This is a genomic window from Methanomassiliicoccales archaeon (assembly GCA_035527755.1).
Lineage (GTDB): Archaea > Thermoplasmatota > Thermoplasmata > Methanomassiliicoccales > UBA472 > UBA472.
In genome coordinates, this window is sequence record DATKZX010000019.1 from 141,644 (window position 1) to 162,112 (window position 20,469).

The 20,469-nt window shown below is 56.4% G+C and carries 24 protein-coding genes and 1 tRNA gene; 13 read left to right on the forward strand and 12 right to left on the reverse strand.

The window, feature by feature from the left end:
• Positions 1-114: 114 nt before the first annotated feature.
• Positions 115-1,794: a thermosome subunit beta gene (thsB, locus tag VMW85_07140; GenBank protein ID HUT27801.1), complete on the reverse strand. Its 1,680-nt coding sequence runs from the start codon at positions 1,792-1,794 to the stop codon at positions 115-117.
• 168 nt (positions 1,795-1,962) lie between these two features.
• Here thsB and VMW85_07145 point away from each other — a divergent pair, with 168 nt between their 5' ends.
• From VMW85_07145 to VMW85_07155, 3 genes are read left to right on the forward strand one after another with little or no spacing between them, the layout of a single operon-like run.
• On the forward strand, positions 1,963-2,253 hold the full coding sequence (locus VMW85_07145; protein HUT27802.1) for a hypothetical protein: 291 nt from the start codon (positions 1,963-1,965) through the stop codon (positions 2,251-2,253).
• A gap of 50 nt (positions 2,254-2,303) precedes the next feature.
• Complete coding sequence (locus VMW85_07150) at positions 2,304-3,584, forward strand: Nre family DNA repair protein (GenBank protein ID HUT27803.1); 1,281 nt, start codon at positions 2,304-2,306, stop codon at positions 3,582-3,584.
• Positions 3,577-4,413 (forward strand): radical SAM protein, encoded by an 837-nt coding sequence (locus VMW85_07155; GenBank protein ID HUT27804.1) that lies wholly within the window; start codon positions 3,577-3,579, stop codon positions 4,411-4,413. The genes VMW85_07150 and VMW85_07155 overlap by 8 nt, the downstream gene beginning before the upstream one ends.
• Here VMW85_07155 and VMW85_07160 read toward each other — a convergent pair whose 3' ends face one another.
• Genes VMW85_07160 through VMW85_07170 form a run of 3 tightly spaced genes read right to left on the reverse strand, consistent with a single transcriptional unit; the run spans position 4,414 to position 6,300 of the window.
• Positions 4,414-4,857, reverse strand: coding sequence for a PPC domain-containing DNA-binding protein (locus VMW85_07160; GenBank protein ID HUT27805.1), 444 nt, complete (start codon positions 4,855-4,857; stop codon positions 4,414-4,416).
• Positions 4,854-5,237 carry a carboxymuconolactone decarboxylase family protein gene (locus VMW85_07165; protein HUT27806.1) on the reverse strand — a complete coding sequence of 128 codons (384 nt, stop codon included), beginning with the start codon at positions 5,235-5,237 and terminating at the stop codon, positions 4,854-4,856. The genes VMW85_07160 and VMW85_07165 overlap by 4 nt, the downstream gene beginning before the upstream one ends.
• Positions 5,238-5,280: 43 nt before the next feature.
• Positions 5,281-6,300 (reverse strand): TIGR00341 family protein, encoded by a 1,020-nt coding sequence (locus tag VMW85_07170; protein HUT27807.1) that lies wholly within the window; start codon positions 6,298-6,300, stop codon positions 5,281-5,283.
• Between the two features lie 105 nt (positions 6,301-6,405).
• On the opposite strand from VMW85_07170, the gene VMW85_07175 reads away from it, so the two are divergent.
• Positions 6,406-7,215, forward strand: coding sequence for a PspC domain-containing protein (locus tag VMW85_07175; protein ID HUT27808.1), 810 nt, complete (start codon positions 6,406-6,408; stop codon positions 7,213-7,215).
• Here the strand turns inward: VMW85_07175 and VMW85_07180 are convergent.
• A complete protein-coding gene (locus VMW85_07180; GenBank protein HUT27809.1) occupies positions 7,212-8,099 on the reverse strand; it encodes a GNAT family N-acetyltransferase in 888 nt (295 codons plus the stop codon). The two genes, VMW85_07175 and VMW85_07180, sit on opposite strands and share 4 nt — an antisense overlap.
• A 4-nt stretch (positions 8,100-8,103) precedes the next feature.
• Positions 8,104-8,871, reverse strand: coding sequence for a nickel pincer cofactor biosynthesis protein LarB (gene larB, locus VMW85_07185; GenBank protein ID HUT27810.1), 768 nt, complete (start codon positions 8,869-8,871; stop codon positions 8,104-8,106).
• A 111-nt stretch (positions 8,872-8,982) separates the two neighbouring features.
• Between larB and VMW85_07190 the strand changes: the two genes are divergently transcribed.
• From VMW85_07190 to VMW85_07200, 3 genes are read left to right on the forward strand one after another with little or no spacing between them, the layout of a single operon-like run.
• Positions 8,983-9,342, forward strand: coding sequence for a NifB/NifX family molybdenum-iron cluster-binding protein (locus VMW85_07190; GenBank protein ID HUT27811.1), 360 nt, complete (start codon positions 8,983-8,985; stop codon positions 9,340-9,342).
• Between the two features lie 11 nt (positions 9,343-9,353).
• The gene (locus tag VMW85_07195) at positions 9,354-10,184 is read left to right on the forward strand and encodes an ATP-binding protein (GenBank protein HUT27812.1); all 831 of its coding nucleotides are present in this window, start codon (positions 9,354-9,356) and stop codon (positions 10,182-10,184) included.
• A complete protein-coding gene (locus VMW85_07200; protein HUT27813.1) occupies positions 10,181-11,077 on the forward strand; it encodes an ATP-binding protein in 897 nt (298 codons plus the stop codon). Before VMW85_07195 ends, VMW85_07200 begins: the two co-directional genes overlap by 4 nt.
• 21 nt (positions 11,078-11,098) lie before the next feature.
• Here the strand turns inward: VMW85_07200 and VMW85_07205 are convergent, their stop codons facing one another.
• The 3 genes from VMW85_07205 to VMW85_07215 are packed head-to-tail and all read right to left on the reverse strand — an operon-like array spanning position 11,099 to position 12,094.
• Positions 11,099-11,422 (reverse strand): NifB/NifX family molybdenum-iron cluster-binding protein, encoded by a 324-nt coding sequence (locus tag VMW85_07205; GenBank protein ID HUT27814.1) that lies wholly within the window; start codon positions 11,420-11,422, stop codon positions 11,099-11,101.
• Complete coding sequence (locus VMW85_07210; protein ID HUT27815.1) at positions 11,419-11,724, reverse strand: DUF5320 domain-containing protein; 306 nt, start codon at positions 11,722-11,724, stop codon at positions 11,419-11,421. Before VMW85_07210 ends, VMW85_07205 begins: the two co-directional genes overlap by 4 nt.
• Before the next feature lie 31 nt (positions 11,725-11,755).
• The gene (locus tag VMW85_07215) at positions 11,756-12,094 is read right to left on the reverse strand and encodes a DUF134 domain-containing protein (protein ID HUT27816.1); all 339 of its coding nucleotides are present in this window, start codon (positions 12,092-12,094) and stop codon (positions 11,756-11,758) included.
• A 63-nt stretch (positions 12,095-12,157) separates the two neighbouring features.
• Here VMW85_07215 and larE point away from each other — a divergent pair, with 63 nt between their 5' ends.
• A complete protein-coding gene (gene larE, locus VMW85_07220) occupies positions 12,158-12,934 on the forward strand; it encodes an ATP-dependent sacrificial sulfur transferase LarE (protein ID HUT27817.1) in 777 nt (258 codons plus the stop codon).
• On the opposite strand, the gene VMW85_07225 is transcribed toward larE, so the two are convergent.
• Both VMW85_07225 and VMW85_07230 read right to left on the reverse strand, forming a co-directional pair.
• On the reverse strand, positions 12,928-14,259 hold the full coding sequence (locus VMW85_07225; protein ID HUT27818.1) for a TldD/PmbA family protein: 1,332 nt from the start codon (positions 14,257-14,259) through the stop codon (positions 12,928-12,930). The two genes, larE and VMW85_07225, sit on opposite strands and share 7 nt — an antisense overlap.
• Positions 14,256-15,692: a TldD/PmbA family protein gene (locus VMW85_07230; protein HUT27819.1), complete on the reverse strand. Its 1,437-nt coding sequence runs from the start codon at positions 15,690-15,692 to the stop codon at positions 14,256-14,258. Before VMW85_07230 ends, VMW85_07225 begins: the two co-directional genes overlap by 4 nt.
• Before the next feature lie 89 nt (positions 15,693-15,781).
• Here VMW85_07230 and VMW85_07235 point away from each other — a divergent pair, with 89 nt between their 5' ends.
• Positions 15,782-16,336 (forward strand): hemerythrin domain-containing protein, encoded by a 555-nt coding sequence (locus VMW85_07235; protein ID HUT27820.1) that lies wholly within the window; start codon positions 15,782-15,784, stop codon positions 16,334-16,336.
• 16 nt (positions 16,337-16,352) lie between these two features.
• Here the strand turns inward: VMW85_07235 and VMW85_07240 are convergent.
• Positions 16,353-16,460, reverse strand: a tRNA-Ser gene (locus VMW85_07240).
• Positions 16,461-16,546: 86 nt separating this feature from the next.
• Between VMW85_07240 and VMW85_07245 the strand changes: the two genes are divergently transcribed.
• The 4 genes from VMW85_07245 to VMW85_07260 form a co-directional block, all read left to right on the forward strand.
• Entirely contained in the window at positions 16,547-16,747 is a 201-nt protein-coding gene (locus VMW85_07245) for a hypothetical protein (GenBank protein ID HUT27821.1), read from the forward strand.
• A gap of 38 nt (positions 16,748-16,785) precedes the next feature.
• A complete protein-coding gene (locus VMW85_07250; GenBank protein HUT27822.1) occupies positions 16,786-17,718 on the forward strand; it encodes a mechanosensitive ion channel domain-containing protein in 933 nt (310 codons plus the stop codon).
• Between the two features lie 268 nt (positions 17,719-17,986).
• The gene (gene dnaG, locus VMW85_07255; GenBank protein HUT27823.1) at positions 17,987-19,513 is read left to right on the forward strand and encodes a DNA primase DnaG; all 1,527 of its coding nucleotides are present in this window, start codon (positions 17,987-17,989) and stop codon (positions 19,511-19,513) included.
• 1 nt (position 19,514) lies between these two features.
• Positions 19,515-20,469, forward strand: a 955-nt coding sequence (locus VMW85_07260) for an ATP-binding protein (protein ID HUT27824.1), incomplete at its 3' end; no start/stop codon positions are given.

The following is a 20,469-nucleotide window of genomic DNA, read 5'->3' on the forward strand; positions in this document are numbered from 1 at the left end:
CCTTCTTGGAAATAATTAATGCTGAATTATCTGGGTCTCTATTAAAATTATTGTCCGTATGAATATCAAAATTAAAAATGAGAAAAGAGGTTTATGGGAAGGTGGTTGGGATGTTTACATCATCCCGGGCATGCCCATGCCGCCCATTCCACCCATGCCGCCCATTCCACCCATGCCGCCCGGGGGTCCCGACGGGCCCTTCTTGGAGGCGATGACATCGTCGATCCTCAGGATCATGTTAGCGACCTCTGCCGCAGACTTTACGGCCTGGGTCTTTACCCTTAAGGGCTCGATGATGTTAGACTTCAACATGTCTGCCGGCTTGCCGGCATCCAGGTCCAAGCCCATGTTCTTGGAGTTGGCGCCTTTCTTCTCATGAGCCGACTTCAGCTGGATGACCATGTCTATGGCGTCCAAGCCTGCGTTCTCGGCCAGGGCCCAGGGAATGATCTCCATGGCAGAGGCGAACGCCTCTATTGCCAACTGCTCGCGGCCACCGACGGTGGATGCGTAGTTGCCCAAGCGCAGGGACAGCTCTACTTCAGGGGCTCCGGCGCCCGGAACGATCTTACCGTCCTCCAAAGCGACCCCTACGACGCGCAGTGCGTCGTGCAGGGACCTCTCGACCTCATCAACAACGTGCTCGGTACCGCCGCGCACGATGACGCTTATGGCCTTGGGGTTCTTGCAGCCGGTGATGAATATCATATCGTTCTCGCCGACCTTCTTCTGCTCGACCATGTCTGCCAATCCAAGGTCGGTCTTGGCGATGTTGCTGATCTTCCCGACGATGGTTGCTCCAGTGGCCTTGGCGATCTTCTCCATGTCAGACTCCTTAAGCCTGCGGGCGGCGAATATTCCGGCCTTGGCCAGGTAGTGCTGAACTAGATCGTCCACTCCCTTCTGGCAGAACACTACGGTCGTGCCTACTGCGGCGATCTGGTCGACCATGCTCTTCAGGGTAGCCTCTTCCTCGTCCAGGAAGCGCTGCATCTGAGATGGTTCACGTATCTGGATCTTGGCGTCCACCTCGGTCTTCTTGACCTCCATGGGAACGCTGAGCAGGGCGATCTTGGCCTTCTTGACCTGTGTAGCCATGCGGGGGTGCACCCTCTCTTTATCGATGACGATGCCCTCGATGATCTCGGTCTCGGAGATAGATCCGCCGGTCCTCTTCTCCACCTTGATGTTGTCCACATCAACGGTGTAGTTCTTACCGCTCTTCTCGGCGACCGCCTTGACGGCCTTTACTGCGACCTCGGCCAGGAATTCTCCTTGGCCGCCTACGCTCTTGCCGGTCATTGCGGTCATTGCCACCATCTTCAACATCTCAGTGTCGGTGGGGGTAACGGACACAGCTATGGTGTCCAGTATCTTTATTGCCTCGGCAGCGGCCATCTTGTAGCCGTTTGCGATAATGGTGGGGTGGATGTTCTGCTCCACCAAGGCCTCCGCCTTCTTCAACAGCTCCCCGGCAATAATTACCGAGGAAGTTGTTCCGTCGCCGCACTCAGTGTCCTGGGTCTTGGCGATCTCCACGACCATCTTGGCTGCCGGATGCTGAACATCGATCTCCTTCAGGATCGTGACGCCATCGTTGGTGATGACGACATCCCCCATGGAGTCGACCAGCATCTTGTCCATCCCCTTGGGCCCCAAGGTCGACCGTACAGAGTCGGCGACCGCGCGGGCTGCGGCGATGTTGTTGTATTGCGCTTCCTTGTTCCTAGATCTCTCAGTACCTTCGCGAAGAACTATGATAGGCTGATTACCTTGTCCCATTCCGTAAGCCATAATGAGCCTCCTTACGGTCGGTATTTTATCGCTTCTATATAAAATTGTCGGATTCAGCGTTCCCTAAAACAGTATGCTGACACCCCTGGTAATGACCATGGAATATAAAATAATAGCTATAAATCAAAGGAAGAAACATTTTTCTCCGGGTATCTCGTAGTCCTGACCATGAACGGGGACCTGGATTCGTTCCGAGTGGACGAGGGTTATTGCAAGGCTTGCCTAGATATTCAGGGGGGACGAGAGCAAAGGGTCTACCGCTTCCCTAATGGTTACGGCGCCTCATTGATCTCCCTGCCCAAACTTGGTGGGGCACGCCTTTGGATCGTCGTCGCCCTGATGTTCAATGGGAATGAATACGAATCAGTGGAGCTGCCAGGGATAACCCACGGCATCACCCTTGACTGGGAACGATCCATGGAAGCCCTGAACATCATCAAGGACCATCCCCACTTTTGATCCGCCTTGGAAAACGGTCATATATCCATTCCTCGGTAGAACGCTCGTTCATGAGGACCCTGGGACCACAGCCGTTCGATGTATCACCGTTCCCAGAGACGAACGTCTCCAGCTCTAGCCCCTGCCACATATGCAAAGGGAGCAAGAACCTCTGCGGAAAGGACCGCTGTCCTTTGATGATCAAGTTCTACTCCCATTCCCGGACCAAGAAGCTCATAAATACCCAGGACCTGCACGGCAGCTCTCCCCCAGGGGTCTTTGTCGGTCGCTACGGTTATCCTAAGGTGGACATCGGCCCCCTGGTGCCACCGGACCTGGGTGACACCATGATCATGGACACTCCAGAGCAGTGGATGGGCAAATCGATCGAAGAGATCGTGGACTTCCGTTTCCGCCTGGTCCGGGGGAAACATTTGGTAGACGTTAAGAACTTCCAGAACGCAGGGCGCATCGTCGACTACACCAGGGAACTGGCGCTGGCCATAAATTCCGTGGACGTTGAGGCCAACTTCTCCAAGAAACCTACGGGACGCATCGTTCTTGATGACAACATCCAACCGTTCGGCCCCTCGGCCAAGCTGGAGAAGCTGCGCATATCCACCCCCAAGTACGACCACAGAGTGGAGAAGGCCTACTATGATACGGACCTGAAGGCCGCCGAGGCGGTCAAAGGATTGTACAAGGGCGAAGTGCTGATCTCCCGCATACAGAAAGCCTTCAGCGTCGGAGCTTTTGGCGTGGAGGATAACCGACGATTAGTGCCCACCCGTTGGAGCATCACTGCGGTCGACGACATCCTGGGCAAGGACATGCTGAGGACCACCAAGACCTTTCCGCTCATCAACGAGTTCCGAGTTTACGACTGGGACCAGCTGGACAATCGATGGAGCGTCATGCTCACACCGACCTCCTGGCGTTACGAGCTCATCGAGGCCTGGTATCCCAATACTGTGTGGAACCCCCTGGGGAAGCAGGTGGAGATCATCTCCTCGCATGAGTTCTTCGAAGGTAGGAAGGATTACGCGGAGATCGGCGGCTGCTACTACGCCGCGCGTCTGGCGGTCAATGAGCTCCTGCAAAGAGAGAGACGACAATCTGGAGCGATCATCTTCCGAGAGGCCCATCCTGGTTACCTTTTGCCGGTAGGGGTGTGGAACGTTAGGGAGAACGTGCGCATGGCCTTGACGCAGAGACCGAGGAAGTTCAACACCTTGGACCAGGCTATGGCGCATGTGCAGACCCGCATGGACATCCCCATACCTACCTGGACGAGTCACAGTGCGGTGCTGCAGGACCTCAAGCACCAGCGGAGGCTGGACGATTATGTCTAATCTGGATCTATTTCTGGCCATGGAGGAGGGGCGGCCGTTGCCCAGGGCTCCAAAGGTCTCGGAGGTACGTACGCGGGTGGCTTTGCCGCCATCTAGATTGCCGGGTCTGGATTATGCCCTGAACCCATATGTGGGATGCCAGCATGATTGCCTTTACTGCTATGCGCCCTATGTAACCAAACGTCCCCGTTCTGAATGGACCAACGTTCTGGCCCGGACCGATCTGCCGCTGGCATTGGCCAGGGAGATCAGGGGTAAGAAGGGGGTCATCGGTCTGGGAACGGTCACTGACCCTTATCAGGAGGTGGAGCGACATCTGCTCATCACCAGACGCTGCCTGATGGAGATCATACCACATGGCCTCAAGGTCAGCGTTCTCACCAAATCGGACCTGATACTGCGTGATCTGGAACTTTATCGCGAGCTGCCGGGAGAGGTCGGGCTTACCGTCACCTCGATCAGCGATGCCCTAAGCCGGGAGTTCGAACCCGGCGCCCCCCTGCCTCAAAAGCGCCTGGATGCCCTGAGGCAATTCTCCGATGTCGGTATCAACGCCTATGCTCTCGTCGGACCGCTGCTCCCGGTGCTGGAAGAGAAGGACGCCGCGGAACTCGTGGACGCCCTGGTCGACACCGGAATAAAATGGATCATGCTCGACCGTTTCCGACCCCGCCCCGGAATGTACCATGACATTCGTTCACGCTGCGGAGGGGAGATCGTCGGAGATCGTTTGGAGAGCGCCCACCTTGGGAAGGACTACAAAGGCCTGGAATCTTTCATCAGGAAGAGATGTTCTGAGGTCGGCCTACGATGCGTAGACGCCTTCTGATCAAGGTTCCAGTAGCTTGAACCCAGTGCGGGGGTCGGTGATCCGCTTGGAGCTCAGGCCCAACAGCTCCATCACTATCACTTCCTGTATGAGCCATGTCTTGACACCGGGGCGTACACAGCCGGTGACGCTCTTCTCCCCACGACCGCAGGAGGCGTGTAGGTGCAATGACGGCATTCCATCCTCGTCCGGGAACAGCGTGCCCACGCCGGCGATCTCCGATTCTCCGGCCAGCTCGGTCAGCACTGGCAATATATCTTCCTCCTGGCCGTCCTTGGGTCCTACCACCAAACGGCTTCCGCGATCGGCGCCACCTACCACCAGGACCGCCGCTCTTTGTATCTTACTTTCGAATGCGGCCCTCTCGACGCACTCGTGCAGTACGTCCCCGTCCTCCAGTCGTAGTACCAGCGCTCGGCCGATCCGTCCCTCGGAATACCTCATTCCTTCCCCTCCGTGGCCTTCTTTAGGCAACGGAAGGCGATGGAATTGCTGCGGTTCATGTTCATGAAGGAACCGATCAGCATCGCTTCCAGGATCGCATCCTCGCTAACGCCGATCTTGATGGCCTGAGGTATGTGCACTCCCAAGCAGTTCTCGCTGCCTAGTGCTGCACCGGCGGCTATGGCCGCCAGTTCGGCCGTGTGCCGGTCCATATACTTTGGTTTGAAGAACAGGTTACTGGAAATTTCAGAGTAGGGCAGGAAAATGTCCGGGCGACTGGACATGACCTCGGAGACCAGGGGGATGAAACCGTACTCCTCCCGGACCTTACGCAGCACCCACTCCAACCTTTTCTTCTGATCATCCTCATTAACTGTCATACGAGCCCATAATGGCCTGACAATCTAAATCAATTTTTCAGTATCATGAGAAGAAAAGCAAGAGGATGATCATGATGATCAGTAGAGCTACCCACACAAGTAGGGCGTATGAGACCGATTTCTTGGCCAGAGCCGCATGCCACCAGTGTGATGGCTTGACCCCCTGTGCCACGAAAACGGCCACTCCGGCCAGGTTGACGCAGATGAAGTTGGTCATGAAAAGCAACAGGGTCTCGTATGCCAGATTGAACTGTCCGGAACCCAGAAGCATGCCCATGACCACAAGGGGAGGGAGCAGGGCCACCGCCACCATCACCCCGACCAGAGCGGTGGAGGTACCGATGGTGAAGAAGAGCGCCCCGGCGGCTCCCGATGCCAGTGCGAGCACCACATCGCTAAGGTCGATGTTGGTGCGGTAAGCTATCTCCGGTACGGTGGGGTCCACCGTGAAGATCATCCCGATGATCACCGATAAGGAGAGGGCCAAGAATATGCCTGCCAACAAGGTCTTGGCAGACTTGGCTATCATCTTATTGTCCCCCAAAGATGTGGCCAGCGACATGGCCACGTTCGGACCTAGCAGAGGGGCGATGACCATGGCACCTATGACCACTGCCACATTATCCTTCAGCAGCCCTATGGCCGCCACCAGGACCGAGAGTATCACGGTTATCAGGTATACCAGGTTAAGGTCGCTGGAGTCCTCGACGTCTTCCTGCAGTTCCTCCCGGCTGATGCGCTTTATCCAACGGTTCTTCTCACCGTTCTTAGGCTCCTCCACGACCTCCAGGACCGGTTCTTCCTTCGGGGGCTCCTCCACCCGGGGGAGAGTGGCCTCCACTGGGAGGATCAACAGACGAAATATGACCAGTGAATCGAAAGCTTTTCCGAGGGCGTCCACCAAAGCCTCGCTGTTCTCAGCTTTGACCAATAGGTGGACCTCCAGGCGCTCCTTGGACGTCGCACCGCACCACATTTCCACCACGTCGATGTCCTTGACGGCGTCCCTTACGCTCTCCTCGTTCCCCGATTCCAGGATCACCTCTACGATGCGTAAGGCCATTGGATCGATCGCCCATTCATTTCGAAAGGGAAATACTTTTCATCACGAGATCGGCAAAAAGAAAATAAGGCAGGGTGGCATAGGGCATTCTGGAGAGTTAACGACATGGCCTACTGTCCCACGTGCGGCGCGTTGAACGAAGAACAGGCGACATTCTGTCTAAAGTGCGGCAACTCGCTATCATCGCCGCCGGCGCCCTCGTACACTGGTTACGCTCAGACCCAGTTCGACCGTTCCTTCAAAGGTGCCGGTCCGTTGCTGAAGGCTTTCCTGAGTTTCATATTGGTTCTGTTGATCGTCGAGGTGGTGAACGCGCTGTCGGGGGAATCGTCCTTCGCCAACCGGTTCGGCAATTTCCTCAACGACAACCTGTTGTTGATCTTCCTCATCTTGCTGTTGGCCGCCTATTCCGGTTATTCCTCGAGGCGATACGCCAAGGAGTACTCCGTGCTGTCGCCGCTCATCGCCGCCATCATAATCACCTTCGTCCTGTGGATTTTGGCGAACATCATGGACATGCTAGGCCGTTCCAATAACGTGAACGAACTGGAGACCATAGCCACGCTGCTTTTCTCCATCCTATACATCATATTTTTGCTGGTTCTGCTGATCGGCTATATAGGCGTGATAATGAGAGCAGATCGCCCCCAGCCACCCCAGGCGATACCTCCGACCGCTTCGGGACCTATCTACAACAATGGGGCCCAGCCCGATCAACCGTATTATCCGGCAAAAAGATTGGGACGGTCCAGTAGGGACAAGGTTTTCGCCGGTGTGTGCGGCGGCATGGCCGAGTACTTGAACTTGGACCCTTTCCTGATGAGGGTGTTGTGGGTCGTGGGAATACTGGTCTCCGCAGGCACGTTCCTGGTGGCCTACCTGGTCCTGGCCATAGTTCTGCCCAAGAACCCCTAACCTGACCAGGAGATGATGGAAGCCCGGTGGTTCTGAGGGAAATCGCCTTTGATCATACGCAGGTCCACCCCTTTCGGCAGGTAACCGACCCTCAATAACCGGGGGAGGAACAGACTGTCGCTCCTCAACAGGGTGAAGATGGAAATCGCGCCCCCCCTCATCATCTCGTTCTCGCTGTATCGGACCAATTTCATTGCCGATTCCATTCGTTCCTCGGAATCGCAAAGCAGCGATCTCAGATAGGATTTACCCGATCCAAGAATGGGGTCCTGGAGAAGCAGCGCTGCCACCCCTTCGAGGCCGAAGGACCGCCCTAGATCGCTCTTCACTGCCATTACGAACTCCGATGATGGATCGTAACCAGGAGAGACCGCGTTCCCCAGGCGTCCGATCTCCTTTTCTTTATGAGCGCGGGGGCGCGATCCAAAAATGAACCGATCCTTCCTCAATACCTTCTCCAGATAGAGCGTTTCCCCGTCATTGTGGTAGCCAGCTTTCTCATAGAAGGCCACATTTTTCGGCGAGTCCTTTATCGTCTCCAGACCGATGCATTGGCAACCACGTCCCCTCAGATGATCTTCCAGGGCGCTGAGGATGACCTTTCCAAGGCCCTGCCCCTGACATTCTGGCAATACTTCGATCGGCCCTATCCATCCGGATGTACCGCATTTGAGGGCGAAACCCGCCGCCAGCATCTTATCCCCGTCAAAAATGCATAAGCATCCTCCGGGTTCGACCTCCAGGCGTGATGAGTACCAATTGGACCGCCTGACCGGATATTCGATGTCCAGACCGGTGGATCGCTTCAGTTGCTCGGTCCAGGTCTTGACCATGAGGATCTGCGATCGTGGTATGTCCTCCATCCTCAATGGCCTGACATCCATCGATTCACCTCTCGCGCCGGCAACGCAGGCTGATCAGAGCAGCGGTGGCGCCAGCGGCGATGCCGTTGTCGATGTTGACCACCACCAGTCCGGGAGAGCAGGTCTGCAGCATGCCCATGAGCGCCGCCTCCCCTTTTCCCCCATAACCGTAGCCTACGGAAGTAGGCACACCTATGATAGGAACATCGGCGAGACCGGAGACGACCGTGGGAAGGGCCCCTTCCATACCGGCGATGACCACCAATGCGTCCACGCCCTGGTCCAGCATCTTGGCCAACGGTTCGAGGAAACGATGCAGGGCCGCCACACCGATGTCGTATTCAGTGAGCACCTGGCAACCCATGATCTCGGCCATGGCCTTGGCCTCCTCGGCCACCGCGATGTCCGAACTTCCGGCGGTCAATATGCCGATCATTCCGACCTTGGGCCGGTCTGGCCTTTTATCGACCACTATCATTCGAGAGCCTTCGATGAAACGGAGGTGGGCCGGGTCCACCACACCACGCAACGCCTCGAGCTGTTCGGTCGATGCCCGGGAGATCAGCACTGCGTCGCGGTCCTTAAGCACCGCCTGGACGATGTCCGCCACCATTGTAGGGGACTTGTTCTCCCCCCAAATGACCTCGGGGATGCCTCGTCGCGCCTCGCGAGCATGATCAAAAAGCGTGTGCTCGCCCACCCGTTCCAGAAAGTCCATACGCAGAAGCTGTTCCGCTCTTTGTAGATCGATCTTACCCAGGCGATATCTTTCCAAGATGTCCCGGACGTTCATCGTGTCTCCGAGGGCGGGAGGTATATTTTACCATTATGCGGGGCCTTCGAAGGATAATTTTATGTGTATGCACATTATTCACGGCGTTAATAAGATAATTTAGGTGAAAAAATGAAGGTATCAATACCAGTTATGAACCGCGATGGAATGTCGGCCACGGTCGGAGCCCACTTTGGAAAGGTACCGGCGTACGCCATAATCGATACCGAGACCCAGGAATTAACGTTCATCGATAACACCAGCGAGCACATGGGCGGTATAGGCCTGCCCCCGGAACTTTTGTCTAAGGTGGGTGTGCAGGTCATGCTCTGCTCCGGACTTGGTCCAAAGGCCGTGGACATGCTCGGCTCGTTCAATATCCAGGTATATGTAGGTGCCGAGGGAACGGTGCAGGAGACCATGGACGCTTGGCGAGAGGGGAAGATGTCAGCGGCCAACCATGCGAACGCCTGTTCCGAGCATCAGCATTAAGGGGGCCGCTCATGATCCTGACCGTCGCAAGTGGAAAAGGTGGCACCGGGAAGACCTCGGTAGCATGCGCCTTAGCACTATCACTTGACCGCCCGCTCACCTTTCTGGACTGCGATGTGGAGGGGGCTAACGCCCACCTTTTCCTTCACCCCGAGTTCCTTTCGCAAGCGGAGGTCAAAGTGCCCTACCCGGTCATAGACGCCGCCAAGTGCGATGCCTGTGGTAAGTGCGTTGAGAACTGCCAGTTCGGAGCTATGATACGTTTGGGAAAGAAGGTCAGGCTCATGTCAGGTCTCTGCCATGGCTGCGGGACATGTCGTCTGGTCTGCCCCCTCGACGCGATCACCATGTCCGGTCGGTCAGTGGGGACGGTACGCTACGGAACGGCCGGGCTCATGAAGTTCGCCTGCGGTGAACTGTTGACCGGTGAGGCCTTGTCGGTTCCCATCATCCGAAAGATCAAGGAAGAGAAGGATGACCTGGTCATCATCGACTGCCCTCCTGGCACCAGCTGTCCGGCGGTTGAGTCCATAGACGGAGCGAGCTTTGCCCTGTTGGTGACCGAGCCAACCCCTTTCGGGGAGCACGATCTGCGGGGCATGATCACCGTCTGCCGAAGACTGGAAGTGCCCTGTGGTGTGCTCATCAACCGCTCCAGCGGAGATGATGCTATCATCGAGCGCCTGTGTGAGATAACGAACGTTCCTATTCTGATGAGGATCCCCTTCGATAGACGGGTAGCGGAGTGCTACGCCCACGGCGGGACCCTGTTGGAAGCAATGCCGGGGATGGAAAGCAAGATGCTCGATCTCTTTCTGGAGATCAGGGGGTTGCAACGATGATCAAGATCGCCGTGATGAGCGGGAAGGGAGGGACTGGAAAGACCACCGCGGTGGCTTCCATGGCCTGGTACTCCCAGGGACTGGTATTGGCCGACTGTGACGTGGACGCGTCCAACCTGGCGTTGACCATGTCCAGCAGACTGCGCACCAAGAACGATTATGTAGGTGCTTTGAAGGCCAAGATAGACCACGAGCTGTGCATAGAATGCGGAAAATGCGAGGAGGTGTGCATATTCGGGGCCATCTCGGATTTCCAGATCAAAGAGATCCACTGCGAGGGATGCGGTGCCTGTCAGGTGGTATGTCCGGAAGGTGCGGTTAAGCTGGTCCGGCAGAAATCCGGCGAGATATTCGTCATGGACACTGACCGCGGGCCCATGGTCTATGCCGAACTACAGCCGGGAGAGTCCAACAGCGGCAAGCTGGTCACCGAGGTCAGGCACCTGGCGGAGGACATCGCTGAGTCGGACGGGATAGACACCGTGCTCATCGACGGGCCGCCGGGAACAGGTTGCCCGGCCATCGCCAGCATCACCGGGGTGGACTTGATATTGGCCATAACCGAACCCAGTCAATCGGGTGAGCATGATCTGATGCGCCTGATCGATCTTGCCAAACATTTCAACATCCCGGTGTGCGTGGCGGTCAACAAATGGGACCTGCACCCCGGAATGACCGAGTGCATTGAGGAGAGCTGTCGCCGCAACGGCGTGATGGTGGTGGGACGTGTTTCCTACGACCCTTCAGTACTGAAGGCGATCAAGGCCATGAAGCCGTTGCCGTCTCTCTTCCCGAACTCACTGGCCTCGTTAGAGTTCCATAAAATTTGGCAGGAAGTGAGCAAGCATGCCGTGGACCGTGGTGGTAGCGGCATACTGATGAAATTGGAATAAAAATAGGATCGAAGAGGGGGGTCAGAGACCCCTCTTCTTTGTAAAATCTTTTAGGACCTCGCCCACCATACCGGAAATTCCAGTGACCGCTTCCAGTTTGGTCTCGGCCAGCATGGCAGAGGCGTGCGGACCTATCCTTCCTGTGATGACCACATCGACACCTTTGTCGACCAGCATCTGCATGGCCTTGGTCCCGGCACCGCTGGACGCTTCGGCCGCAGTGTTCTGCAGGGACTCGATGTTCCCAGTGGCGGTGTCCAATATCACGAAGTATGGGCAGCGTCCCAGCCTGTCGTCCATCATGGATTCCGGACCCTGGCCGGCGGAGGTGACCGCGACCTTCATTGGGGATCAGGCTCCAGCTCTTGCATCCTACCCTTCAGGACCTTGAGCCTTCTCTCCAATAGTTCCGCCTCCATCTCCATGCTCCTCCGTACATCGGCCAGGGCCGGTTCTACATAAGCGTAGGTGGGAGCGACCGGCATTCCAGCGCCCCATCCCATGCCTCTGCCGCCCATGCGGCCGCCCGCTCTACAGGGACCTCTGCCCCTACCCATTTGCCCAGACCCATAAGGGCCGGTTCCATCTAAATATGGCATGATCAAATCTCCTTTGGCCGGTCTATCACCGACCATCATTATGTGCATAGACACGATATTATAAGTAATTTAGGTTAACCTAATCAATTGTTTCGATATCACTGTTCCCGGTGTCCTGACGGACCAGGAGTGGACGGCCCTCCACCAGCATGGCCGACAATTTGCGCCGCCCGCTGTCTACGCACCTCCATACCGTTCCCCGGGAAACTCCCATGGAAAGAGCTGCCTCCTCCTGGCTTTGCCCGAGATAATCCACCAAACGCAAGGCTTCGACCTCATCGTGCCCGATCAAAATTGGCACCCTGGCCTCACCCTCTTTGGGAAAGAAGCTATCGAAATCGATGATGCTCAATATGTTACGGGGTTTCATTGGTCGACCAGGTCCGCCCCCTCTCCGGCAGCATTGATTTCTTGGCATATGAACGTAAACGATGTTCGATTAAAAATAAATAATGTTGCGTGGCTTGTACCGTTGAACTACATGACCGATGCCAATGAAAAATATCAGAGATTGGTCGATCTCATACGGGGAATGGGCAAGGTCGCCGTTGCCTTCTCCGGGGGCGTTGACAGCACCCTGTTACTAAAGGCCGCCCTGGATTCCGGAGCGGATGTGACCACTTTCATGGCCATTGGGGACACGTTCTCTCTCAAGGTACAGAATAACGCATTGGAACTCGCGGAGAAGATGGGGGTCGAAGTGGTCCTGATCAAGACCGATCTTGTGAACGACGAATGTTTCAAACGTAACTGGGATGACCGTTGCTATATCTGCAAGAGCACCATCTTTCGAATGATCAAGAAGGCGAGCCAGGACGAAGAGATCACCCACATACTCGATGGGAGCCAGATGGATGATCTTAAAGAGGTGCGTCCTGGACGGGCGGCACTAATGGAGCTGAACGTCCGATCACCGCTGGTCGAAGTGAAATTGAACAAGGAGGATGTGCGTTCTCTCCTGAAACAGATGGAACTTCCCAATTGGAACGCCACGAGCAATACCTGTCTGGCCACCCGCATTCCTTACGATGTGCGTATCACCGAGGAGCAGTTAAAAAGGGTGAACAAGGCCGAAGCCTTGCTTGCCCCCTTTGATTTCAAACAGCTTCGCGTCCGGGACCACGGTTACTGGGCTCGCATCGAGGTGGCCCCGGAAGAGATACCTAGACTGTTCTCTGAAAGGGGAAAGGTGGTGGAGCTGTTACGCCCCTTGGGCTATCGACGGTTATCCATGGACATGGAAGGTTACGATCACTGAGAGGAGGCGGTGAACTGCACCTCGCTCACCAGCGCCGTCGGCGTTAGCGTAGGCGTCCCCACCTCCCACCATTTGATCCATTTCCGCTCTTTGCTCAGACCTTTCACCCTCTGAAGCATTTTGAGCACGTTGTCGCTGATGCGCAGCTCCTTCAAGGACGACACTACCTGACCGTCCTCGATCAGGAACATGGCGTCCCTGGGAATGGCGGAAAAATCCCCGGTGGCGTAGTTTTGATACCTCAGATACCAATCATTGGTGACGTATATCCCCCGATCGATCTGCGATATCAACTTCTCCGCGGAGACGTTGCCTGGACCTACCTGCAGGCAGAACGGCGCCGGAGCGATGAGACCGGCGTTAGCGGTGCTCTGGGTGCCGAACTTTTCCGCCGTGGCGCTGTTATGCAGGAAGGTCTTGAGCACCCCTTTTTCCAGTATGGCCTTTCGGCGGGTCGGTAACCCTTCGGCGTCGAACGGCGAAGCCCCATACGCATGCGGATCGGTGGCGTCCTCGATAAGTTCCATATTCTCGCTGGCCACCTGCATACCGATCTTACCGGTGAGAAAGGACATGCCAGCGTCCACATAGAAGGCGGAGGCGAATCGTCCTACCTGGCTGATGATGTCGGCAAAGACCATCGGTCCCAGGACCGCGTCCATTTTTCCAGGGGAGCCCTTCACCGGGTCCTTGGCCGCCTTGGCCAGCTCCCCCGCCTCCCGCCCCGCCTCGGCCGGGCCGAACCCGGCCTCGTCGGCTGATACTGACAATGAGTGGCCTGAAGCCAGACCATCCCCGAAAGCACGTATGGAGAGCTCCAAAGACGGCCGATACGCCAGACCACGAACATCGCCGCTGGTTGCCAGATGAGCGATGCTGTTCCTAGCGACCAGAGAACCGGCGGTGCGTAGGGCACCGGCCTTCCTCGCCGCGGCGATGGCCTCCTGGGCCCAGTGGACCGCCTGATCGGGACCGTTCGGCACCGTGGCCTTCTTCAACAGCTCAGGGTCATAATCGAACGGACCATGAGGCAGGGGTGCGTACAGGCTGGACTCAGGAGTGTTGGACGCCATTGCCACTGCTTCACGGCAGGCCTTCTCCAAACCTCGAACGCCGAGGTCCAATACATTGATGCCAGCCTTCCTCCGACCCATGCAAACGAAGATGTTGGCCGACACCTCGTCCAGAGAATTGACCACGGTCACCTGGTCATTGGAGAAGCGCACCATGCTCTCTTCATTGTTCGTCACGGAGACCACCACGTCGTTGGCTCCCAGCCGGCGGCAGATGCTCAGAGCGCTCTCGCAGACCTCCTGCGGTTTCACGACGATCCCTCCATGGTTATTCCTCGCAGACGGAGGTGCGGTCCACCGGTACCCACCGGTATCCCCTGCATGGGGTCGCCCTTGCCGCAATAGGCCGAGGAGAACTCCAGTTCATCGCCTACGGCGTCCACTGCCTTCCAGAGACCTGGCGTGGTTATTTCCAGAACAGGATTGCGGACCAGTGAGGTCAGTTCACCGTCCTTTATGCTGTAGGCTTCCAACCCCACGTACTTCTGGTTGTATCTGCGGTCGTCGATGTTCCATTCCATGAAGTTCTTGAGATAGATACCGGAGCGAACGTCCTCGAGCATTTCCTCCAGCGAATGGTCGCCCGGTTCCACGAAGGTGTTGGCCATGCGAACGATGGGCTCCCTATCGTAGGCCACTGATCGAGAGGAACCGTTGCTGGTCACCCCGAACTCGGCGGCCGTCTCCCGGTCGTGCAGAAACTCGTTGATGACGCCCCCTTTGATCAGATAGCGTCGCCTGGCCTTGACACCTTCCTCGTCGTAAAGATAGTATCCGAAGGAGTGGGGGATGGTAGGATCGTCCACGACGTTCACCAGGTCACTTCCCACCTTCAATCCCAGAGAGTCCTTCGAAAGATAGGTCTCCCCGGCCTGGGCCGCCTCTCTTCCGAGTATGCGGTCCCCCTCACCAGGGTGGCCGCTGGACTCGTGGCTCACCAGTCCTACGACCTCGGGACCGAGGATGACATCCATCTTGCCCCCCTTGAGGGGCTTGGCATCCCGCAGTATCTTTGACAGGGTCTTGGTCTCACGTCCGAAGACCGATGGCAGGTCCCACCGCTCCACTCCCTCCCATCCGGCAGACTCGCCGCGGGAGATGATGCGCTGCATCGTCCCCTTTTCAGAGTGCAGCGCCGTCAAAAAGACATGCATGGAAACGCGGGGCACGACGCTGTGCACTCGACCTCCGTCAGAATTGAGGATGGTCCGCTCCGTGGTCAACGCGTCCAGGCTGATGTATCGACCAGGTAGCTTAATGCCTGAGCGCTCGGCGGCCTCCAGTGCCGAGGAATCGGCATCCTTGAGAAGCTCCAATCTCGACTCCCAGGGAACGTTCTCAAAAGAAACGCGTGGTTTGAGCATATGGTCCGCCACGACCATTTCAGCCGGGGACATGATTATCGGGGTCCTTCTGGCGGAAGCGGCGGCAAAGGCGCCCTTCACAACCTTACTGACCAGGGAGTCGAGGGACCTCTTTCCCAGGACATTTGTCGCCCCGAAGCTCAAAGCCCCGTTCACCAGTACTCGGACCGATATGCCGCGCTGCGTATCCACCGACGTGGCCTCGGGCGTTCCGCTCTTCATCAGGATCGATTCATTACGATCGGATTGATATCTAGCCTCAGCATAGGATGCGCCATGAGACCTGGCCCGTTGCACCGCCCTCTCCAGAAGGTCTTCCATCAGATCACTCGAGCAGGTAATCGCTCAGGACTTAGATATAACCGCCCGGGTCAAAATAAATAATAAGGTGGTTCGACCTAGTTTCTACCATGCGGATCTCGGTTACAATCCTGCAGTACGACCACGGGATCGTCAGACAAGTACTGGATGTAGTAGGTGAACTGGTACGTACGCACCGAGCGCCACAACATATCCCCGAACTCCAGGAAGCCGTGGCCTTTCTGGAGCAGTTCCTGGACCGTTTCCATCATGCCAAGGAAGAGCTCTTCCTCTTCCCGGCGGCGGCCCGTGAGTGCCCCAAGATCGCCGAGACCTTGGAACATCTTAAGAAGGATCATGCCGAGGCACGTGAAATGATCAAGACCACCCTGAAAGTGATCAAGGCCGATGACGTCGAAACCATGGAGGAGGAGATACGAAAGCTGGTCGACCTCATGACCGTGCACATAGCCGAGGAGGAGAACCAGGTCTTTCCGATAATCGAGAACGAACTGCAGCTGGAGACGGACGCCAACATACACGCGCAATACGAGAAGTTCACGGACAAGGAGTTCGGCAAAGGCTATTATCAAGCGGCAGAGGAATTCGCCAGCGATATCCAAGAACGCTTGCTCGGTCCGGGGCACTTCAAAGGAATTGCCTGATGGCAAAGAAAAGAAGTGGCGCCAAGGAGGAGATTTGAACTCCCGAGACGTGAAGTCAGTAGCTGTCCCTTCGACCTGAAGGTCGATTCGAGGCTACCGCCTTACCGGACTAGGCTACCTTGGCCCAAGGGCGGAATGGAGTTTAATATTTTAAGGCTTGGCAATCAGATAAATAAATTCAGAGGAATGACCTGTCAAGGATGAACAGCGATGGAAGTGAAAGTTGCCTTTAACAAGAGGACCGAGGTCCTGTCGATCGGTGATGAGGAGACGGTCGCGGGTCTGCTCAGGGCCATGGACCTTTTTCCGGATTCACATATAGTCGTTCGCGGTAAGAGCCCCATACCTCTGACGGAGAGGATCAGGGAGGGTGACGAACTTCGTATCGTCAAGGTGGCATCGGGCGGATGACGTCTGTTTTTATATCCAGTATGATGTATAGATGATAGATGTGGAAGAGGGCTCTCAACCTATCATTGCTCATCGTTTCTGCGATAGCACTGTGGATAGCCGATCTTTATTATCCAGAACCCAACCTCAATAAAGGATTCCAGACATTGGTGGCTCTGGCGATCATCTACCTGGTTTTCTCGATATTGCTGACCAGCTTCGTATCTGGTAGGCTAAGCGACAAGAAGACCCGATACTCAGTGCGCAAGGTCTTCTCCATTCTCAGCCTGATATTCTCCATCGGTGCGATCATCACCGTTTGGGTCACCGACCCACAGACGTTGGTCGTCTCCTATGGATTGTTCGCAGCGGGACTTGCCATAGCCCTGCAGGACGTCTTCAAGAACTTGGCCGGGGGGTTCATCATCTTTATAGAATCTCCCTACAGGGTCGGGGACCGGGTCATGATGAAGGATGTGGTCGGCGATGTCATTGACATCGGCATCATGTACACCACGCTCCTGGAGCTGAGGGAGTGGGTCGACGGGGACCAGGCCACGGGAAGATTGGTGATCCTTCCCAATGGACATCTGTTATCCGGATCCATCTTCAATTACACCAAGGACAACAACTTCCTTTGGGACGAACTGGTCATCCCTATCTCCTATGACAACGATTGGAAGGCCGCCTCGGAACTGACGGTGGAGATCGTCAAGAGAGAGACCGCGACCGTAACGGCAAAGGCCGAGGCGGAGATCGCGATCATGATGGGGAAATATTATCTGACCAAGCGGGAGGTGGAATCGAAGGTGAACATAGTGCTTACGAGCAACTATATTGAATTCCACGTTCGATACATTTGCGAGACCAGGGGACGACGGGGAACTCGCAACACCTTATCACGCATACTCTTAGAGGAATATGAGAAGAACGGTGTCGCGGTCGGTTCGTCGACATTGGAGATCACCAAGTTCCCCGATTTGGATAAGTGATATCCTATCGTGGTCGTTATGACCTGAACGGATTTTCTCATCACAAAGTTTATAAGTTAAAGAAAAATTATGACATCGTCAATCAAGGCCTGGAAAAATTAGCTGGGCTTTCCTATATCATGATCACTATCATCCATAGATCATCTGACCGTGAGTGATGGTCATATGAAATGGTCAACGCGTGCCTGACCCAGAAGGGGTCAGGGGCGAGATATGAAACAGGTATTCGGGAGTTTATCTTCTTTTCCAGTCCAGAAGAGGTGAAACTATGAATATTGACCCAAGCACCACCAAGTATCTGGTCAAGGCCAAGCTGAACGCTGACGGCATTGTAGAAAAACCAGACGTGGTAGGAGCTATATTCGGACAGACCGAGGGTCTGTTGGGGGACGAGCTCGACCTGAGAGACCTGCAGAAAAGTGGCAGGATCGGCAGGATCGAGGTTGACGTTCACTCCAGACAAGGTAAGTCCGAAGGACAGATACTGATACCATCAAGCTTAGATCAAGTCGAGACCGTTATCTTAGCCTCGGCACTGGAGACCATCGACAGGGTGGGTCCGTGCAAGGCCAAGATCATCGTGGAGTCCATCGAGGACGTACGTGTCGTTAAACGTGAGAGGATCATCGAGAGGGCCAGGGAACTGCTGACCGAGCTGATCAAGCAGTCCAAGACCAGCGGGATCGATCTCACCGAAAGCGTGCGCCAGTCCGTTCAGGTGGAGGAGATAATCTACTTCGGCAAAGATAGGCTGCCGGCCGGACCGAACGTCCAGGAATCCGACGCCATCATCGTCGTTGAAGGTCGCTCCGACGTACTGAACCTGTTGAAATCTGGAATCAAGAACGCCATTGCGGTCGAGGGGACGAACGTTCCAAAGACCATCATGGACCTGAGCAAGGAAAGGGTCATCACCGCTTTCGTCGACGGCGACAGAGGCGGAGAGCTGATCCTGCGCGAGCTGTTCCAGGTGGCCGAGGTCGACTTCGTGGCACGGGCGCCCCGCGCTCATGAGGTAGAGGAACTGACCCAGAAACAGATCATGAAATGCCTGCGGAACAAGATCCCAGGAGACCAGTTCATTGAGATGTTCGGTCTGGAATCGGATTCCGGCAACGGTAACGGCAAGGACAAGACCCGAGGCGACAAGGTCGAACGTCTGGAACGCTTCGAGCAGGCCGAGAAGGCCGACCGGGAGAAGACCCCCGACAAGGATGATCGGGAAGAACCCGCCCCTCAGCCACGCGCTGACAAGGAGCAGAAATTCGACCGTGAGGAGAGGGAGCCCCGTGCAGGAAGGCATGACAGAAAGGAACGTCCCGAAAAGGAGCCTCGCTCGGAGAAGCCGGTCAAGACCGATCGCCGCGATCGCGAGGAACCCAAGGCGGAACATGCTGAGCCCCGACCCGAGAGGCACGAGCGCTTCGAGCGCCAGGAGAAGTCCTTCGGAGAGGAGAAGGAGTTGGAGGAGCGTAAGCCTAGCTCCCGCAAGCAGCTCTCCGCCGCACAGGAGAAGTATAAGGGAATGATCAACGAACTGTCATCCTCGTCCAAAGCGCGCATCATCGACGCCAAGGGCGGTGTCCTGAAAGAGGTGGCAGTGAAGGAGCTGGTCAACACCTTGAAGGAGGAGAAGGACCCGGTATCCGCGGTGGTCTTCGACGGGATCATCACCCAGAGGATATTGGACCTGGCCTCCGACCTGAAGATCGTCACCATAGTCGGCACCAAGATGGGCAACATCACCAAACAGCCGGCCGGTATCGATATCTGGTCCAAGGACGACCTGAACTGATATGAGCGACGAAGCCAAGGCGGACTGGTGCGGTGTCGATGACACCACCCAGGTGGCCATCCCCTCCGACCCCCTGAAAAGGGTGATCGGTCAGGACGAGGCCGTGACCTTGGCCCGCATCGCTGCAAAGCAGCGCCGGCACCTGTTGCTGGTCGGACCTCCCGGAACCGGGAAGTCCATGATCGCTCAGGCGCTAGCTCTGCACCTTTCCCGCCCCACCCAGGAGATAAGGGTGGTGCACAACCCGGAGAATCCGGAACGGCCGTTGGTGGAAGTTAAGAACAAGGATGAGGTCGGCAAGGAATCTCAATCCCGGGAGTTCGCCGAGGGTGAGCTCATCGAACCGATCAACGCCCCCATCAACGTCGCCGAGCGCTTAGGATATCGCTGCCGCAATTGCGGAGCTTACTCTTCTCCAAAAGAACGCACCTGCATCAAGTGTCAAAAGATCAAATCCGCTGAGGCGACCGTCAACAACAATCCCTTCGGGGACCTGGTCACCGGCCTGTTCGAACAGATGAACGTTCCCGGTCTGGCCAGCGCGGCCGGCAAGGAACGTGTCACCACCACCCGCACACGCTTCGGCAAGGAGGAGGTGGTGGTATTCGAAAAATGCGGGGAGATGATCAGGGTCCTGGACCAGGAGGCCTTGGAAAAGCGCCGCGATTGGGAACGCCAATCTCCGCGCAAGGTGCTGGTCCGCCTGGACCGCAACCCGTTCGTCCTAGCCACGGGCAGTTCCGAGACGGAACTGCTGGGTGACGTACGCCACGACCCCTACGGAGGGCACGCCCAGCTGGGTACCCAGCCCTATGACCGTGTCGTGCCAGGGGCCATACATGAGGCCCATGAGGGAGTGCTCTTCCTGGATGAACTACCGCACCTCGGCCATCTGCAGAGGTTCATACTTACCGCCATGCAGGAGCGTCGTTTCCCCATTTCCGGCCGCAACCCTC

Excerpts from the sequence above, each read along its gene's own strand:
- thsB (HUT27801.1), bottom strand. The coding sequence starts at position 1,794 with ATGGCTTACGGAATGGGACAAGGTAATCAGCCTATCATAGTTCTTCGC.
- VMW85_07145 (HUT27802.1), top strand. The coding sequence starts at position 1,963 with ATGAACGGGGACCTGGATTCGTTCCGAGTGGACGAGGGTTATTGCAAG.
- VMW85_07150 (HUT27803.1), top strand. The coding sequence starts at position 2,304 with ATGAGGACCCTGGGACCACAGCCGTTCGATGTATCACCGTTCCCAGAG.
- VMW85_07155 (HUT27804.1), top strand. The coding sequence starts at position 3,577 with ATGTCTAATCTGGATCTATTTCTGGCCATGGAGGAGGGGCGGCCGTTG.
- VMW85_07160 (HUT27805.1), bottom strand. The coding sequence starts at position 4,857 with ATGAGGTATTCCGAGGGACGGATCGGCCGAGCGCTGGTACTACGACTG.
- VMW85_07165 (HUT27806.1), bottom strand. The coding sequence starts at position 5,237 with ATGACAGTTAATGAGGATGATCAGAAGAAAAGGTTGGAGTGGGTGCTG.
- VMW85_07170 (HUT27807.1), bottom strand. The coding sequence starts at position 6,300 with ATGGCCTTACGCATCGTAGAGGTGATCCTGGAATCGGGGAACGAGGAG.
- VMW85_07175 (HUT27808.1), top strand. The coding sequence starts at position 6,406 with ATGGCCTACTGTCCCACGTGCGGCGCGTTGAACGAAGAACAGGCGACA.
- VMW85_07180 (HUT27809.1), bottom strand. The coding sequence starts at position 8,099 with ATGGATGTCAGGCCATTGAGGATGGAGGACATACCACGATCGCAGATC.
- larB (HUT27810.1), bottom strand. The coding sequence starts at position 8,871 with ATGAACGTCCGGGACATCTTGGAAAGATATCGCCTGGGTAAGATCGAT.
- VMW85_07190 (HUT27811.1), top strand. The coding sequence starts at position 8,983 with ATGAAGGTATCAATACCAGTTATGAACCGCGATGGAATGTCGGCCACG.
- VMW85_07195 (HUT27812.1), top strand. The coding sequence starts at position 9,354 with ATGATCCTGACCGTCGCAAGTGGAAAAGGTGGCACCGGGAAGACCTCG.
- VMW85_07200 (HUT27813.1), top strand. The coding sequence starts at position 10,181 with ATGATCAAGATCGCCGTGATGAGCGGGAAGGGAGGGACTGGAAAGACC.
- VMW85_07205 (HUT27814.1), bottom strand. The coding sequence starts at position 11,422 with ATGAAGGTCGCGGTCACCTCCGCCGGCCAGGGTCCGGAATCCATGATG.
- VMW85_07210 (HUT27815.1), bottom strand. The coding sequence starts at position 11,724 with ATGCACATAATGATGGTCGGTGATAGACCGGCCAAAGGAGATTTGATC.
- VMW85_07215 (HUT27816.1), bottom strand. The coding sequence starts at position 12,094 with ATGCCAAGAAATCAATGCTGCCGGAGAGGGGGCGGACCTGGTCGACCA.
- larE (HUT27817.1), top strand. The coding sequence starts at position 12,158 with ATGACCGATGCCAATGAAAAATATCAGAGATTGGTCGATCTCATACGG.
- VMW85_07230 (HUT27819.1), bottom strand. The coding sequence starts at position 15,692 with ATGGAAGACCTTCTGGAGAGGGCGGTGCAACGGGCCAGGTCTCATGGC.
- VMW85_07235 (HUT27820.1), top strand. The coding sequence starts at position 15,782 with ATGCGGATCTCGGTTACAATCCTGCAGTACGACCACGGGATCGTCAGA.
- VMW85_07245 (HUT27821.1), top strand. The coding sequence starts at position 16,547 with ATGGAAGTGAAAGTTGCCTTTAACAAGAGGACCGAGGTCCTGTCGATC.
- VMW85_07250 (HUT27822.1), top strand. The coding sequence starts at position 16,786 with ATGTGGAAGAGGGCTCTCAACCTATCATTGCTCATCGTTTCTGCGATA.
- dnaG (HUT27823.1), top strand. The coding sequence starts at position 17,987 with ATGAATATTGACCCAAGCACCACCAAGTATCTGGTCAAGGCCAAGCTG.